This is a genomic window from Vibrio satsumensis (genome assembly GCF_050337435.1).
In the GTDB taxonomy this organism is placed as follows: Bacteria; Pseudomonadota; Gammaproteobacteria; order Enterobacterales; family Vibrionaceae; genus Vibrio; species Vibrio satsumensis.
Genome location: NZ_JAKJSX010000003.1, coordinates 188,989 through 204,542, shown reverse-complemented (window position 1 = coordinate 204,542; position 15,554 = coordinate 188,989). Strand labels below are relative to the sequence as shown.

The window sequence follows — 15,554 nt, the reverse complement described above, 5'->3', positions numbered from 1 at the left end:
CAGGATATTCCTGCCTTTTTCAGATTAGCGTATTAGACACATAGCTTTAAAAAGCTATTGAACGTTAAAACAGGCCCAATTGAAAATTTCAGAACGGTGTTCATTGAACATATACAACGACTGTTCCTTTACCACAATGGCGTAGTCTATTGTCACCCCTTTATACTCACTGTAATCCTGATTAATAATAGGATCATGAAAAGGGGTCGCCGTTCTCACATCAATAATGCTCATCGACAAACGATTACCATCAAGGCCATAGTACCCGGAATACAAATTTTCCATTGTACTCTCCTTCCCATCTTGTTCGGTAATCGTCACAAACTCTCTCATACTGAAAGTATGGTCAGACTGAAAAGTAATACTTATACGCTCATAAAGTGATTGGTATGGTTGGAATGCCTGAGATAAAAAATCAGTTTTGACCGTTTTACAGTGCCATCGAGTACCTGCTAGTACGTTTTGTTCCAACAAAAAGCTCGCAGCAGCGATTGCAACAAGAACGAGTAAGCCAATTAGTCGCAAAAGTAACTCCTCTTTTCCATGTACTGAGCAAATGAATCAAAAGATGACTCTACATTGAAAATTGAAGCACCGTAATTCAAAGCTTCCCCATTTTCTCTCTGAACCAGCATATATAACGCATCACTTTCCGGTTGATCGACTGATGGATAGATACGGACAAACACATCAACATTACACTGGCTAGGTATCACATCCGTTAGCTTTTGAGTAATCGCAGGCAACGAATAGGAATCATTGTGCGCAATATGGAAAAAGTAGTGATTGGTATTATCTGTGTAGCTGTCGCGATATTCCGTCTTATCCACAAAATAAGGCTGTGGCGTATAATAGGTTTGGAAAAGGTTGAACGCCGTTACGACGACACAAATCAATGCGACTAAATAGCCCGCTTGAACGACATGAGAATTACTTTTTGAATTTGAAGGTTCTAATTCAGTTGAGTTCGGTTCTTGGTTGGAAGGCGTCTTGAAACCAGTATCAGTTACCGTTGCCGTGTTAACATCTGTAGATATTTCAGTTGCAGCCAACACTTCTTTAGCGATAGGCGAAGAGTTTGATTTAGATGCCTTCGCAGTCACTTGAGAAGGCAAAATTTCAGTTTTGCTTGGCTTTATCGACTCGTCGATTTCAAGTGAATAACCCGTTTTACTGACCGTGCGAATGGTCGCACAGCCACAAGTCACTCGTGACAGCGTTTTTCTAATCTTAGATATCACGTTAGTGAGCGCTTGCTCTGAGACAATCACATTGCCCCAGCACCTATCAAATATCAGGCCTCGTTCAATGCACTCACCTTCATTTTCAAGTAAGAACAGAAACACCTTACCTTCTATCGGCGCGATAGTTTCTACGTGGCCATCTTCACGCACAAACTGCCTAAGCAAAGGATCATAACGAGCATCACAGATTTGGTAGCTTTGTTGTTTCACTATCGTCTTCTAGGTTTGAATTTGGTCGCATATGATATTGAATAGTTTATAAATGACCAGTAAATTTTCCTATATTAACGCAATTATTTTTCGACAATAAATAACACTTTTATTTGTGCGGACAACCCACAACATGGTCATTAACCATGCCTGTCGCTTGCATGAACGCGTAACAGATTGTTTCCCCTACAAACTTAAAGCCTCTCTTCTTCAAAAACTTACTCATCGCTTTAGATTGCTCGGTAGAAGCGGGAACTTGAGACATCTCAGTCCATTGATTCACAATCACCTTGTTATCGACAAACTGCCATAAAGCATTTGAAAGAGAGCCGAACTCTTGCTGTAATTCAAGCGTTGCTCTCGCATTATTGTATACCGAAGCAATCTTGCCCTTGTGCTTAACCACATCGAAGTTTTCAATGATGTGCGGCACGTTGTCTTCATTCAACTCAGCTAACTTATTTAGATCGTAATTATCAAATGCAGCACGATACCCTTCACGCTTTTTAAGGATCGTAATCCAACTCAGACCCGCTTGAGCACCTTCTAAGGTAATGAACTCAAATAGAGCTTGGTCATCATAAACAGGTACGCCCCACTCTACATCGTGGTACTCCCTTTCAAGCTCGTGTTTAAGTGCCCATGCACAGGTTCTATCCACTGTATTCGCTTCCATTTCGATAGTCTCTTTTAGTAATCGTACATAAAAATAATGCCCCATTCAGGGGCATTATTTCAAAGGTTAATTAGCGTTAAGCCACTTCAATTTTATGGAACAGACGATACAGCACGGGTACCACGATTAGCGTCAGTACAGTCGCAAAGCCCAAACCAAACATAATGGTCACCGCCATTGGTTTGAAGAAGATATCCGGCAATAGAGGGATCATACCAAGAATGGTTGTGATCGCTGCCATACATACCGGACGAACACGACTCAGTGCCGCATCAACAACCGCTACATACGGGTCTTTGCCTGATTTCATCTCAATCTCAATTTGATCAAGCAGCACGATTCCGTTCTTCAGAAGCATCCCAGATAGACTCAAGAAACCCAACAGCGCCATAAAACCAAATGGTGTATTCAAGGCTAACAAGCCTGTCGTCACCCCAATCAACGCCAATGGAACCGTTAACCAAACAATCAGAGGCTCTTTAACCGAGTTAAACAAGAACACAGTGATTAAGAACATAAACAAGTAACCCAGAGGCATGGTCGTGAACAGTGACGCCTGCGCATCCGCTGATGACTCATATTCACCACCCCACTCCAGTGAGTAACCCGGCGGCATCTCAATCGCTTCAATCTGTGGTTGTAAGCGTTTCTGTAAAGTTGATGCTGTCTCTTCACCCAGTAGATCTGGATCCGCCATTACTGTCAGCATGCGCTTACGGTTCTTACGAATGATCAGTGGATCTTCCCACTCCAACTCGTAACCTAAAGTCACTTGTTGCAGTGGGATGTATTCACTTAACGCAGGGCTCCAGATCTTCATGCCTTCGATGTTACGAATATCAACACGCTCATCTTCAGGCAAACGAGCCACAATCGGCATCAGCGTTGTACCATCACGGTATACACCAATTGATTTACCAGAGAAAGACATCGCTAGGAAGTCATCGACATCAGACTTGGTGATACCGTAACGACGCGCTTGGCTTTCGTTGAACTGAGGTTCTAAAACCTTAGTTCTTTCACGCCAGTCGTGACGAACGTTAAATGCACCGCTATCGGCACGCATTACATCCATCACTTGTGCTGCGATTGAACGTAACACCGTTGGATCAGAACCCACAATACGAGCTTCAATCTTCGCACCGCCACCAGGACCTAACTCAATCTGTTTTAGCTTGTAGTCGATCTCTGGGAATTGGCCGTTTACATGTTCACGGAAACGCTTCATCAACCCTTCAAGCACTTCGTAACTCTTCACACGAACCGTTATCTCGCCGTAAGCGCTATAACTTTTCTCTGGCGCATAGGTCAACATAAAACGTTGCAGACCTTTACCCGCCGTTGTCGTAATGTGTTCAACTTCGTCCTGCTCAGCTAACCAACTTTCAAGCACTTTAAGCTTGGTATTCGTCGCTCGAATATCCGTCCCTTCCGGCATCCACACATCAACTTGGAACATAGGTGTCGTTGAAGAGGGGAAGAAAGCTTGTTTCACAAAGCCAAAACCGTACACACTCGCGCCTAAACCAATAATCAGGACAAACATGGTGAGCCAAGCACGCTTCATGCAGAACTCAAGGAAGTTTTTGTAGATAACAAAAACCATCCCGTTGTATGGGTCTTTACCTTCGCTATCTGGGTCGACCTTCTGACCTTTAAAGAACATGTCAGCAAAGAACGGCGTGAGCGAGATGGCAGTAAACCAACTCAGCATCAAGGAGATAAGTAGAACTGTGAACAAGGTTCCACAGTATTCGCCAGTTGAGTCTTCAGATAAACCAATTGGAGCAAATGCGGTTACTGCAATGACGGTAGCACCAAGCAAAGGCCATTTGGTTTGGGTTACGATATCGGTGGCGGCCTGCATCCGGGTTCGCCCTTTCTGCGTGCCGATCAATATCCCTTCCACCACCACAATGGCGTTATCCACAAGCATCCCCAAGGCGATAACCAATGCACCTAATGAAATACGCTGGAGGTCAATCTTGAAGTACTGCATGAAAATAAAGGTACCGAACACGGTCAACAGCAGTATCAAACCGATCAACAGACCTGAGCGTAGACCCATGAAGAACAGTAGAACTACAATTACGATCGCAACCGCCTGCCCTAAGCTCACCACGAAGCCGCTTACTGACTTATCTACTTCCTTCGGTTGGTTGTAAACCTCTGAAATATCGATCCCGACCGGCTGTTGGTATTTCAATTCAGCAAGTCTGCGGTCAAACGCTTCACCCACTGCGACCACGTTCACACCTTGAGCAAAGGACACCCCAAGGTTAAGTGCGAGTTTACCGTTGTAACCGATGATGTTGCTCGGTACTTCAACATAGCCACGAGTGACGTCAGCTACGTCTTTCAAATAGATAAGACCTTGAGCACCGCCTTCAGTCAGAATCAAATCGCCAAGCTGTTCTACATTCTGGAACTCACCCGTTGGATGGATTCGAATGTATTCGTCACCAATTCTTACCGCACCCGCACTTGATACAATGTTTTGAGTCGATAAAAGATTAAATACCGTGCTTGGAGACAGACCTAAGGAGCTTATTCGCTTCATTGATATTTCAATGAAAACTTGCTCTTGTTGTTGACCAGAAACAGAGACCTTACTGACCCCATCAACCAACTCCAGCTCTCGCCTTAGGTAATCGATATAATCCAGCAGCTCTTTATAGCTGTAGCCATCACCCGTTACCGCCAGCAAAATACCGTAAACGTCACCGAAATCATCGATAACTTGAGGGTCATTCACGCCCGGTGGCAGTTCGACCTTCAAATCATTCACTTTTCGACGAAGTTCATCCCATATTTGCGGAAGATCATCGGGGCCGTAGTTATTCTTCATCGTTACCGTTACCTGAGACAAGCCACGGCTAGAAATAGAGTTCACTTCATCGACATAGGTAAGCTGTTGAATCGCTTTCTCTAGTGGGTAAGTCACTTCTTCTTCCACCTGCTGAGGCGTAGCCCCTGGGTACGAAGTCACTACCATTGCATCTTTGATGGTAAAGGCAGGGTCCTCTAAACGACCCAAACCGAAGAAGGCAGAAACACCACCAATAAGAAAGATCAGAGACAGCATCCAGCTGATGACTTTGTTACGTATAAAGTAAGCAGCAACACCTGTGATCTGTTCATCACCTTGTTGAGCGTCATTTTGGGGCTTGTTATTCTCTTCACTCATTGTTTGTCTCCTGAGATAGTACTTCCACTGTCATCCCATCTCGCAATCGCGATACGCCTGCAACAACCACATGCTGCCCCATTTCTAATCCTTTCGTAACCTGCAATGTTTTCTGATTTGCTTTTCCTAACACGACTTGCTGTTTCGATACAGTCTTGTCGTCGTTAAGCACCCATACATATGAGTTTTGACGAGTTAATTCATCCCCATCAGCGTTAAAAACTGCTTCAATAGGAATAAGTACACCGGCTTTTAAGTCCAATCCGATATCTCTACCGTTTGACGTCACTTCAACTGCCATACCATCAAGAATCAAATCATCTTCTGGCATAGGTAGAGCAAGCGTAACGGTGAATGTACCTGTGCTTGGGTCAGGCTCAGTAGTGAACTCCTTAATACCTGCTGTGTATTCATTTCCACTGGGTACTCTAACCACAGCTTCAACGTTCGCGAGCAATTGTTCGTTCGGTTGATTCACATAGATTTGATCAGGGAGTTGAATCACAACCTCAACATCTTCAACACTGTGAATATTAACGACCTGTTGACCTACCTGAATATTTTCATATTGATCGACACTGACACGTGAAATAATCCCATCAACAGGAGCACGAAGCTTAGTGAACGACAAGCGAAGTTTTGCTAACTCTAATTCGGCATAAGCAATCTGACGTTGAGCTGCGATTTCATCAAACTGCGACTTAGCCAATAAGCCTTTCTTCACTAGCGGGCTTGAACGTCTGTATTGACTGTTGATTACCGTGTAACGCGCCTGAGCGTTGTCGACATCCAATTGATAATCGGTTGGGTCAAGCTCTGCAATGATGTCCCCTTTAGAAACACGTTCACCCTCTTTGACATCAAGCTTATTAATTTCACCAGCCACACGAAAACTGAGGTGAGCTTTCTCAGCAGCGTTTGCTACTGCTGGGAAATAGAGTTTGTCACTAAAATCGATGACTGAAATCTCGATAGCTTTAACCAAGGGCGAATTATTCACCTCTGCAGCTTGCTTATCTTTACAAGCCGTAAGTAAGACCAAACACGACAGGCCAGCGGCCACTTGAAGTATTTTCATGTTATAGCCCCCTTTCCTTTATCCACTCTCGAACTTTAATGCCCGATTCAAGACCATTGACGCCAGAAGTCACAATGCGATCGCCATCGTCCAGTCCAGAGACAATATGGCGTTTTTCATCGATGACGATTGAGACACTCTCAACAATGCCATCGCTGTTAACACGCCAAACAGATACATCATCCCCGTCGACTACCATTGCTGACGTTGGAATTTTGGTGGCGGCTGCTAACGCTGAAACCAAATTTACCGTGCCAGACATGCCCGGCAAAATACCCACATCGGTTGGTCTTTCCATTACCATAGTGACTTTGTACGAACCTGTTTTCGGGTCTGCTTCGGTATCCACTTCTTGGAAGGTTAGAGCATAAGAGTTTTCAGGAAATGCATCAAAAACCATGGTTGCATCCGTCTCAAACCCTGAAGAAAAGCGCGTAATAAGTTGGTCGGGTAATAAGAAGACGACTTTAAGAATTTGATTGGTTTGAATATTCATCACGCCTTCTTTAGCAGCAATGTATTCATGGTTTTCAGCCGGAATAATGGAAATTGTTCCATCGTAAGGCGCAACTAGAGTGGTATAGCGAAGGTTTGCTTTGGCTTGATTAAGCATCGCTTTAGCAGAATTGTGATTGGCTTTCGCTTGATCGAAATCTTGCTCTGATACCACTCGGTCTTTACGTAGCTTAATCGAACGTTGGTATTGAACATCAGCAAGCTTAAAATTGGCTCTTGCTTGCTTCTCTAACAGCTGATATTCGTCAGGGTTGAGCGTTGCAAGCCCTTCACCTTTGCTGACCTTTTGACCAGAGGTGACATCGATAGTCTGAAGCAATCCAGGAACACGGAATGCAAGTACCGCTTTGTCACCGGCTTCAGTGGTGGCTGGAAAGCTACGTTCAAAGGCATTACTACCGACAGAGACAGTGAAGAGTTTGGCGGGTCTAGAATCAGGTTCAGGTACGGGAGGAAGCTCCTTACCACACCCAGACAACCCAGCTAAAGCTGTCAGAAGGACAACGGAGGCTCGATACATTGGTGATCATCCATATCTATAAATATTTTTATAACATAGATTAATCACATGTAACTTACCAGTTATCGTAAGATTTATTTAGACAAAATTATTAAAAAAAATAACGGCTTGGGATAAATTTTCCTAAACCGTTATCTAATCTTTTTTAGACTTATCGTTACATGTTCTTAAAAGCGCGGTCGACTTTGAAAGTGTCGGAGGTCACATAAGCTTCCATGTTGCGGACACTGGTCTCTAACTTCTGGAAATCACCCTCTAAAGTGCCCAGTAACGACTCTGCCGTTTGCCCTTTTTCCCAAGGTTTTTGCTTGAGTGTGTGCTCTTGCTTGGCTTTCATCTCATCAACATAGTGAGGTGGTTGTTTTTCAAGCATAAATGTCAAAGCTAAATACGCTAATAACACCAGAAAGCTACCACCAAGCAGTGCCGTAGAGATAACTAAGATGCGAACCAACCACACTTCAAGGCCAAAGTAGTTCGCTAACCCTGCACACACACCAGACAATTTGCCGTTAATCGTGTCGCGATACAGTTCTCTACTCATAGTTTCGTCTCCAGTTAGGCGACTCCGCATCCAGTATTTTTTCTAGCGTTTTCACTCGGTCTTGCATGGATTCGGCTTGCGCAGAAAGCTTATGCAGACGTTGAAGGTCGGTTTCTGAAAGACCATTGCTGGATTTCTTCTTGCTGCGGTAATGTAAGAATAACCATAGCGGTGCCACGAAGATTAAGAAGACAATCAGTGGACCTGCAATTAGAAATGTTGACATAGACAACTCCTAAATTATTTATCGCGGTTTTCAACTTGTTGCTTCAGTTTCGCTAGCTCTTTTTCGATTTCATCTTGAGCTTGTAGTTCGGCAAACTCTTGGTCTAAAGATTTTGCGTTACCCGTTTTAGCGTAAACGTCCGCTTCAGCTTCTAATTCATCCACTTTACGCGAGAATTGCTCAAACTTCGCCATTGCTTCGTTGGTTTTGCTTGAATGCAGATGTTTTTGAACATCACGACGATTGCTCGCCGCATTATTACGAATCATTAATGCTTGTTGCTTTGCGCGAGTTTCTGCAATTTTAGTTTCAAGCTTGCCGATCTCACTGGTTAGCTTTTCGATGGTTTCATGAACCAAAGTTTGCTCGGTGTGCAGGCTCTTGATGATGTCTTCCAGTTTTTGCTTTTCGATTAGAGCCGCTCTAGCTAAATCTTCTCGTTGTTTAGTCAGTGCTAGAGTCGCTTTATTTTGCCAATCTAGAATCTGAGTTTCGATAGCTTCAACTTTACGTGCTAACTCTTTCTTATCTGCGATCGCTTTTGCGGAGTTAGTGCGAACCTCAACCAGCGTATCTTCCATTTCTTGAATAATTAGGCGAATCATCTTTTCAGGATCTTCAGCCTTATCTAATAGTGCACTGATGTTTGAATTTACAATGTCTGCAAAGCGAGAAAAAATGCCCATGAGGAACTCCTTAATTACAATGATGGCAAATGTGTTTTAAATCGTTATTCGACTCTCAATCCACTTGCTCAAAAATTTACGTTAGTTGTTAAACCTACCATAAATAATCCAAGTTGCGTGCCAACTTTTAAGGCATTGTTTATCAGTCACTTACGATAAAATGGTGATTAACTCGAATCATGCTATGATGAATTTAACCAAGTATTGGTATTTTTCACCACTACAGCCTTAACATGACCTTCTTCAGTACTTAAATCGCATAAGGACCCGCTATGCAGCAGAACCTCATTGGTGAGTCACCTAGCTTTCTCTCTGTTTTAGATAAAGTTTCTCAGCTGGCTCCAATCGAAAGACCTATTCTGATCATTGGCGAGCGAGGTACGGGTAAAGAGCTGATCGCACAAAGGCTGCATTACCTTTCAAAACGCTGGGATCAACCTTTGATCTCATTGAACTGCTCAACCCTCAGTGAAGGTTTGATTGACTCAGAACTGTTTGGCCATGAATCCGGTTCTTTCACGGGCTCAAAAGGTCGTCATCAAGGTCGTTTTGAGAGGGCCGAAGGTGGGACACTGTTTCTGGATGAGCTCGCGACCACTCCCCTTGCCGTTCAAGAGAAATTGTTGCGTGTTATTGAATACGGACAATATGAACGTGTCGGTGGACAAAAAGCCTTAAGTGCCAATGTAAGGTTGGTGTGCGCGACCAATGCCGACTTGCCAGACATGGCATTAAAGGGTGAATTCAGAGCCGATTTATTAGATCGACTGGCGTTTGACGTGATTACTATCCCTCCTCTTCGTGAGCGAAAAGAAGACATCACGCTGCTAGCAGAATACTACGCTATTAAGATGTGTCGTGAATTAGAGTTGGAGCTGTTTGTCGGCTTTGCTCCGTCTGCTGTTGAGGCGCTGCTGGATTATTCTTGGCCGGGGAATGTTCGAGAACTCAAGAACGTCATTGAGCGTGCTATCTACCAACACGGTAAAGATCCATATCCTATTGAATCTTTGGTGTTTAACCCATTTAAGCCCGCATGGGAAACAGAGCAATATTCCACGCAGGAAACTGGCAATGAGCCGTCTAACAGCCATACTTCATCAGAGAGTTCGTTTTCTTTGCCGCTTGATTACAAAGCATGGCAAGAACAACAAGACATCAAGCTACTCAATCAAGCCCTAAAACAGAGCAAGTATAGCCAGAAACAAGCCGCAGAATTACTTGGGTTAACCTACAACCAATTGCGTGGAATGGTGAGGAAGTATGCGATTGTCGGACAAGCTAACGATAAATAGCTGTCCACACTTGATTATTATTTGGAGCCGAATAAATAAAATGTTAAATTGTCCGGATCTTGAGGCTCCTCTAACGCCTCGTTTCGAAAAGTATTTCTTTTTATGAAAGCACTAATAAGACTATCACTGAGCATCTGTACGCTGAGCTTTCTAGCTGGATGTGGTGAGAGTGTGAATCACGAGCAAATCCGCGAAAAAGGCTTCATTTATTGCGGCCAAGGTAATCCTAGTACCTTCAACCCACAACTGGTTGATAGTGGTATTACCGCAGAATCGCTGAGCCCTCAAATCTTCGATACACTGCTCACTCTTGATCCAATGACTTACCGACCAAGACAGAACTTGGCGACAAGTTGGTCTGTTGATAAATCAGGTACAGAGTACACTTTCAAACTGCGCCCAAATGTTGCGTTCCAAACTACAGACTGGTTCACCCCAACTCGTAGCATGAATGCACAAGATGTGGTGTTTAGCTTTGAACGTGTCATTGATAGTTCAAACCCATTTCATTATGTGGGCGGCGGCCTATATCCATGGTTTGCCGGCATCGACTTCAAAAACCTGATTGTCGATATCACTGCCATTGACGACTTAACGGTGAAATTCCAATTAAGTCGCCCAGACAATTCATTTCTCAACAATATCGCCACCAGCTATGCGGTCATTCACTCTAAAGAATATGCCTACAAGCTCATTGCAGCGGATGAGAAAAATCAAATCGATTCCAACCCTGTCGGCACCGGACCTTTCTACTTAGATGAATACCAAATCAATGATCTAGTTCGCTTAAAAAAGAACAAGCATTACTGGAAGGGTGACGTAGAAATGGACCAAGTTGTGTTTGACACATCACAACGAGGGACTGGGACACTTGCCAAACTCCTTCGCAGTGAATGTGACGTGTTGAACTCACCGATTTCTAGCCAAATTCCTATTATTCAAGCTCATGAAGAATTGCAGATTTCCGCCACGCCTGCGGTCAATGTCTCTTTCATCGCGCTAAATACTGAGCACCCAGCCCTGCGTGACTCTCGAGTACGTAAAGCATTGAATTTAGCCATCAACCGTCAGAACATTCTTGATTCTGTATATTACGGTACCGGTACTAAGGCCTATACATTGCTTCCTCCTACTTCTTGGGCTCACCAAAAAGACAGTGTTCAAGTTCGCTACGACCGAAACTATGCGATTGCGCTTCTTAAAGAAGCCGGTGTCGAGCCCGGATTAGAGCTTTCGATGTGGGTACCACTAGAGCCACGCGCATACAATCCAAGCCCAAGAAAAACGGCAGAGCTGATCCAAGCAAACTTGGCCGATATAGGTATTGAATTGAAACTCTATACCGACGACCGATTTGACCGCACACAATTGTCTTCTATTTCCTCAACAGATTTGTTGCTTACAGGCTGGATAGGCAATACGGGTGATCCTGATAACTTCTTACGTCCGCTTCTCTCATGCAGCTCTGAACGTGCAGGGTTAAATGTCTCTATGTGGTGTAATTCAGACTTTGATTTCCTCCTCGACTTAGCATTAGAGATCAATCAACAAAGGCACCGTGTGAACTTGTATCGACAAGCCCAAAATATTCTCAATGAAGAAGTTCCTGTTATCCCCCTGGCTCATGGCGTGCAATTCCGCGTGCACGATCGTTCACTAACCGGTTTTAAGCAGAGCCCTTTCAATGCTCAACCTTTTGATCAAGTCAGAAGAGAGGTGCAGTAATGTTTTGGTATACATTAAGACGTGTAAACTTATTCATTATTACGTTAGGAATTCTGACATTAGTGGGTTTTGCTCTGCTTCGATTAGACCAAACCTCACCTTGGGCAATTCAAGATTTTTGGCCCGGTTGGCTTAGTTATATCACTGAATTGTCGACACTAAACTTTGGTCTAAGCAAGCATGGTGTCCCTATCATCGATGAGTTAGCCGTGGTTTTCCCTGCAACGCTAGAACTGTGCTTCTTTGCCTTTGTGCTTGCGCTGTTTATAGGTATCCCTTTTGGCACGATTGCAGGTATGAGGCAAGGCAAGTTCGTCGATACCACCATTTCCTTCACCTCAATGGCTGGTTACTCTGCACCTATCTTTTGGGTCGCATTGCTGATGATCATGGTGTTTTCACTGCACTTTGAAATGTTCCCAGTTGGTGGTCGATACGACCTGCTTTACGAAATTGAACACGTGACTGGCTTCGCGATGATCGACGCCTTTTTTGCCGAAGGTCGCTACCGCGCACACGCATTACAAAGTGTTATCGAGCATATGGCGTTGCCTTGTCTTGTTTTAGCGCTGGCGCCAACCACTCAGGTCATCCGATTAATGAGAGCGTCAGTGGCTGAAGTAATGACGCAAAACTACATCCGTGCTGCGCGAATTAAAGGTCTTTCTACGAGAGAGATCATCACGCAGCACGTGCTAAGAAACGCGATACCTCCGATTATTCCTAAGGTCGGTGTTCAACTATCGAGTATGTTGACGCTTGCTATTATTACCGAGTCTATCTTTAACTGGCCGGGCATTGGCCGCTGGTTATTGGATGCATTATCGAATCAAGATTACGTTTCTATTCAAGCAGGCGTGATTGTGGTGGCAACCTTGGTTTTGACCGCAAACATTTTGTCCGATCTACTGGGCGCGATGATCAACCCACTGGTAAGGAAGGAATGGTATGCTAACAAATAACGTCTACCAAGAAGAACAAATTCCAACCCAGTTCGAACGTTTCTGGCGCAGCTTCCGTAGCAATAACCTGGCTATGTTTGGCTTGTGGTGTTTGGTGCTTATCATTCTGGTTACCGTCACCTCTCCGTGGCTAGCACCCCATGATGCACAAGAACAAACCGGTCACCTATTAACACCACCCTCTTGGGATCCTGCTGGCACGGTCGAATACTTTTTAGGTACCGATGACTTAGGTCGAGACATTCTTTCTCGCCTGATTATTGGCTCTCAGCTTACTTTCGGCGCTGCGGTGGTGATTACCTTTATCGCAGCAGTCATTGGTTGTCTGATTGGCGTACTCGCCGGGATGACTCGTGGATTGCTATCAAGCACGCTAAACCACCTGCTTGATACCGTTATGTCGATTCCATCTCTTCTGCTGGCGATTATTTTCGTGGCGTTCCTGGGCTTTGGTGAGTTTAATATCTTACTGGCCTTGTGTTTGGCATTGATTCCGCGCTTTATACGCTCAGTGTACATTGCCGTGCATGCTGAAGTAGAAAAAGACTATATTTTGGCTTCTCGCCTTGATGGCGCGAACGATTTCTATCTACTCTGGAACTCAATCCTTCCTAACATTCTTACCGTGGTGGCACTTGAAATTACACTGGCACTATCAGTCGCAATTCTTGATATCACAGCCTTGGGTTTCTTAGGGCTTGGCGCTCAAGCACCAAGTACTGAATGGGGATCAATCTTGGGTGATTCAGTCGAGCTGATTTACCTTGCGCCATGGACAGTAACCCTACCCGGCTTAGCTATTATGTTTACAGTTATCGTGATTAACCTCGTCGGTGAAGGTGTTCGCCAAGCGCTAAATGCAGGAATCGAATAATGCCGTTACTTGATATTCGACATCTAACTATCGAAATTGAGACTCCTCAAGGGATGGTTAAAGCCGTAGATCGAATGAGTATTACCCTCAATGAAGGGGAAATTCGTGGCTTAGTGGGTGAATCAGGCTCAGGTAAGAGCTTGGTTGCAAAAGCGATCGTCGGGGTTTGTAAAGAAAACTGGAAGGTTTCTGCAGACCGAATGCGCTTAGGTAATATCGACCTACTGCAACTGACTCCTAAAGAGCGCAGGCGTGTAATTGCTCGTGATATCGCGATGATCTTCCAAGAACCTTCTACGTGTCTTGATCCATCGGAAAAAGTGGGCAATCAGCTCATTGAAGCGATTCCTTCACACGCATTTGAAGGTCGTTGGTGGCAGCGATTTAAGTGGCGTAAGAAGCAAGCGATCGCGTTATTGCACAAAGTGGGCATCAAAGACCACTCTCGTCTAATGGACAGCTACTCTTATGAACTGACCGATGGTGAGTGTCAAAAAGTCATGATCGCAATGGCAATTGCTGCCAAGCCAAAAGTCTTGATTGCAGATGAGCCAACCAATGATTTGGATCCGATTACTCAGTCTCAGATCTTGCGTTTATTGAGCCGAATGAATCAGATCAATAACACGACCATCATTCTGATCGGCCATGACTTAACCACCATTACTCAATGGGCGACTCGCATTACCGTTATGTACTGTGGTCAATCTGTAGAATCAGCTGATACGCAGAAGCTATTGGATGCACCCAAACACCCATATACCGTTGCTCTGCTAAAAGCGATGCCAGACTTTAACGACTGGATTCCCCACAAAGAGAAACTGCAATCTTTGCCAGGATCAATTCCGCCGCTGCAGCATCTTCCTATTGGTTGTCGATTAGGGCCTCGTTGCCCGTATGCGCAAAGGCAGTGTGTCGAGATCCCACATACCAAGCGAATCAAAAACCACAAGTTTAACTGTCACTTCCCTCTGAATATGGAGAAGAAAAAGAAATCATGAGTGCATTATTAGAAGTCAGTGATTTGTCTAAAGACTTTACGACTCGCTCTGGTCTTTTCCGTAAAAAGATCCATCAGGCGGTGAAGCCAGTTAGCTTTTCCCTCGAAGCAGGTCAGACGATAGGTTTTATCGGTCAGAATGGCTCTGGCAAATCAACATTAGCAAGAATGCTCGCAGGCATGGTTGAACCAACCGCAGGCGAGATCCGCGTGAATGGCGAAAAGCTAGAGCACAAAGACTACTCGACTCGTTGTAAGCTGATTCGAATGATCTTCCAAGATCCGAATACCTCGCTAAACCCACGCATTCAGATCGGTCGAATTCTTGAAGGTCCATTAAAACGAAACACCAACATGCCACCAGAAGCCCGTATGCGTCGTGTGAAAGACACACTACTGCGCGTGGGGCTTCTACCAGAACATGCTTACTTCTACCCTCAGATGCTTGCGGCAGGCCAAAAACAAAGGGTTTGTTTGGCTCGTGCCTTAATACTTCAGCCATCCATCATTGTCGCTGATGAAGCGTTGAATGGTTTGGATATGGCAATGCGCTCGCAAATCATCAACCTGTTCTTAGAGTTACAAGAAGAGATGGGCGTATCGTTTGTTTATGTATCCCAACACCTCGGTATTGTTAAGCACATTACCGACAAGATCATTGTCATGCACGAAGGTAATGTGGTTGAGAGTGGGGAGACGGATCAAGTGTTGACCAATCCAACTCACCAAATCACCCAAAGATTGGTTGAGAGCCATTTCTCCAAAGCGCCGAACCACTAATCTGTAATCACGCTTCATTCAGCAGAGGGGA

15 protein-coding genes are annotated in these 15,554 nt (G+C 44.5%); 6 read left to right on the top strand and 9 right to left on the bottom strand.

Annotation, left to right across the window (positions count from 1 at the left end; genetic code table 11):
* Window positions 1-54 precede the first annotated feature (54 nt).
* The 9 genes from L4C44_RS01100 to pspA all read right to left on the bottom strand — a co-directional run bounded on the left by L4C44_RS01100 (window position 55) and on the right by pspA (window position 8,887).
* A complete protein-coding gene (locus tag L4C44_RS01100) occupies window positions 55-525 on the bottom strand; it encodes a hypothetical protein (RefSeq protein WP_146491878.1) in 471 nt (156 codons plus the stop codon).
* Entirely contained in the window at window positions 516-1,454 is a 939-nt protein-coding gene (locus L4C44_RS01095) for a winged helix-turn-helix domain-containing protein (protein ID WP_428804189.1), read from the bottom strand. Before L4C44_RS01095 ends, L4C44_RS01100 begins: the two co-directional genes overlap by 10 nt.
* Window positions 1,455-1,563: 109 nt before the next feature.
* Window positions 1,564-2,130, bottom strand: a complete 567-nt coding sequence (locus tag L4C44_RS01090; protein ID WP_428804188.1) for a DNA-3-methyladenine glycosylase I — start codon at window positions 2,128-2,130, stop codon at window positions 1,564-1,566.
* Between the two features lie 76 nt (window positions 2,131-2,206).
* Window positions 2,207-5,317, bottom strand: a complete 3,111-nt coding sequence (locus tag L4C44_RS01085) for an efflux RND transporter permease subunit (RefSeq protein ID WP_146491875.1) — start codon at window positions 5,315-5,317, stop codon at window positions 2,207-2,209.
* Window positions 5,310-6,395 carry an efflux RND transporter periplasmic adaptor subunit gene (locus L4C44_RS01080; RefSeq protein WP_146491874.1) on the bottom strand — a complete coding sequence of 362 codons (1,086 nt, stop codon included), beginning with the start codon at window positions 6,393-6,395 and terminating at the stop codon, window positions 5,310-5,312. Before L4C44_RS01080 ends, L4C44_RS01085 begins: the two co-directional genes overlap by 8 nt.
* A gap of 1 nt (window position 6,396) precedes the next feature.
* Complete coding sequence (locus L4C44_RS01075) at window positions 6,397-7,431, bottom strand: efflux RND transporter periplasmic adaptor subunit (protein WP_146491873.1); 1,035 nt, start codon at window positions 7,429-7,431, stop codon at window positions 6,397-6,399.
* A 157-nt stretch (window positions 7,432-7,588) separates the two neighbouring features.
* Window positions 7,589-7,975: an envelope stress response membrane protein PspC gene (gene pspC / locus L4C44_RS01070; RefSeq protein ID WP_428804187.1), complete on the bottom strand. Its 387-nt coding sequence runs from the start codon at window positions 7,973-7,975 to the stop codon at window positions 7,589-7,591.
* A complete protein-coding gene (pspB, locus tag L4C44_RS01065) occupies window positions 7,968-8,201 on the bottom strand; it encodes an envelope stress response membrane protein PspB (protein WP_004734605.1) in 234 nt (77 codons plus the stop codon). The genes pspC and pspB overlap by 8 nt, the downstream gene beginning before the upstream one ends.
* Before the next feature lie 14 nt (window positions 8,202-8,215).
* Entirely contained in the window at window positions 8,216-8,887 is a 672-nt protein-coding gene (pspA, locus tag L4C44_RS01060; protein ID WP_010440091.1) for a phage shock protein PspA, read from the bottom strand.
* 272 nt (window positions 8,888-9,159) lie between these two features.
* Between pspA and pspF the strand changes: the two genes are divergently transcribed.
* From pspF to L4C44_RS01030, 6 genes are all read left to right on the top strand, one after another.
* Window positions 9,160-10,182: a phage shock protein operon transcriptional activator gene (gene pspF / locus L4C44_RS01055; protein ID WP_428804186.1), complete on the top strand. Its 1,023-nt coding sequence runs from the start codon at window positions 9,160-9,162 to the stop codon at window positions 10,180-10,182.
* Window positions 10,183-10,284: 102 nt separating this feature from the next.
* Entirely contained in the window at window positions 10,285-11,907 is a 1,623-nt protein-coding gene (gene sapA, locus L4C44_RS01050; RefSeq protein WP_428804185.1) for an ABC transporter substrate-binding protein SapA, read from the top strand.
* Complete coding sequence (locus tag L4C44_RS01045) at window positions 11,907-12,869, top strand: ABC transporter permease (protein ID WP_060982810.1); 963 nt, start codon at window positions 11,907-11,909, stop codon at window positions 12,867-12,869. Before sapA ends, L4C44_RS01045 begins: the two co-directional genes overlap by 1 nt.
* On the top strand, window positions 12,856-13,743 hold the full coding sequence (gene sapC, locus L4C44_RS01040) for a putrescine export ABC transporter permease SapC (protein ID WP_060982811.1): 888 nt from the start codon (window positions 12,856-12,858) through the stop codon (window positions 13,741-13,743). The genes L4C44_RS01045 and sapC overlap by 14 nt, the downstream gene beginning before the upstream one ends.
* Window positions 13,743-14,744: a peptide ABC transporter ATP-binding protein gene (locus tag L4C44_RS01035; protein ID WP_060982812.1), complete on the top strand. Its 1,002-nt coding sequence runs from the start codon at window positions 13,743-13,745 to the stop codon at window positions 14,742-14,744. The genes sapC and L4C44_RS01035 overlap by 1 nt, the downstream gene beginning before the upstream one ends.
* The gene (locus L4C44_RS01030) at window positions 14,741-15,523 is read left to right on the top strand and encodes a peptide ABC transporter ATP-binding protein (RefSeq protein ID WP_017060304.1); all 783 of its coding nucleotides are present in this window, start codon (window positions 14,741-14,743) and stop codon (window positions 15,521-15,523) included. Before L4C44_RS01035 ends, L4C44_RS01030 begins: the two co-directional genes overlap by 4 nt.
* The last annotated feature ends 31 nt before the right edge of the window (window positions 15,524-15,554 follow it).

Bases quoted from the DNA above. Each gene is read 5' to 3' on its own strand.
- pspC (WP_428804187.1), bottom strand. From the start codon at position 7,975: ATGAGTAGAGAACTGTATCGCGACACGATTAACGGCAAATTGTCTGGT.
- pspA (WP_010440091.1), bottom strand. From the start codon at position 8,887: ATGGGCATTTTTTCTCGCTTTGCAGACATTGTAAATTCAAACATCAGT.
- L4C44_RS01090 (WP_428804188.1), bottom strand. From the start codon at position 2,130: ATGGAAGCGAATACAGTGGATAGAACCTGTGCATGGGCACTTAAACAC.
- L4C44_RS01075 (WP_146491873.1), bottom strand. From the start codon at position 7,431: ATGTATCGAGCCTCCGTTGTCCTTCTGACAGCTTTAGCTGGGTTGTCT.
- pspF (WP_428804186.1), top strand. From the start codon at position 9,160: ATGCAGCAGAACCTCATTGGTGAGTCACCTAGCTTTCTCTCTGTTTTA.
- sapC (WP_060982811.1), top strand. From the start codon at position 12,856: ATGCTAACAAATAACGTCTACCAAGAAGAACAAATTCCAACCCAGTTC.
- sapA (WP_428804185.1), top strand. From the start codon at position 10,285: ATGAAAGCACTAATAAGACTATCACTGAGCATCTGTACGCTGAGCTTT.
- pspB (WP_004734605.1), bottom strand. From the start codon at position 8,201: ATGTCAACATTTCTAATTGCAGGTCCACTGATTGTCTTCTTAATCTTC.
- L4C44_RS01035 (WP_060982812.1), top strand. From the start codon at position 13,743: ATGCCGTTACTTGATATTCGACATCTAACTATCGAAATTGAGACTCCT.
- L4C44_RS01080 (WP_146491874.1), bottom strand. From the start codon at position 6,395: ATGAAAATACTTCAAGTGGCCGCTGGCCTGTCGTGTTTGGTCTTACTT.
- L4C44_RS01045 (WP_060982810.1), top strand. From the start codon at position 11,907: ATGTTTTGGTATACATTAAGACGTGTAAACTTATTCATTATTACGTTA.
- L4C44_RS01030 (WP_017060304.1), top strand. From the start codon at position 14,741: ATGAGTGCATTATTAGAAGTCAGTGATTTGTCTAAAGACTTTACGACT.
- L4C44_RS01085 (WP_146491875.1), bottom strand. From the start codon at position 5,317: ATGAGTGAAGAGAATAACAAGCCCCAAAATGACGCTCAACAAGGTGAT.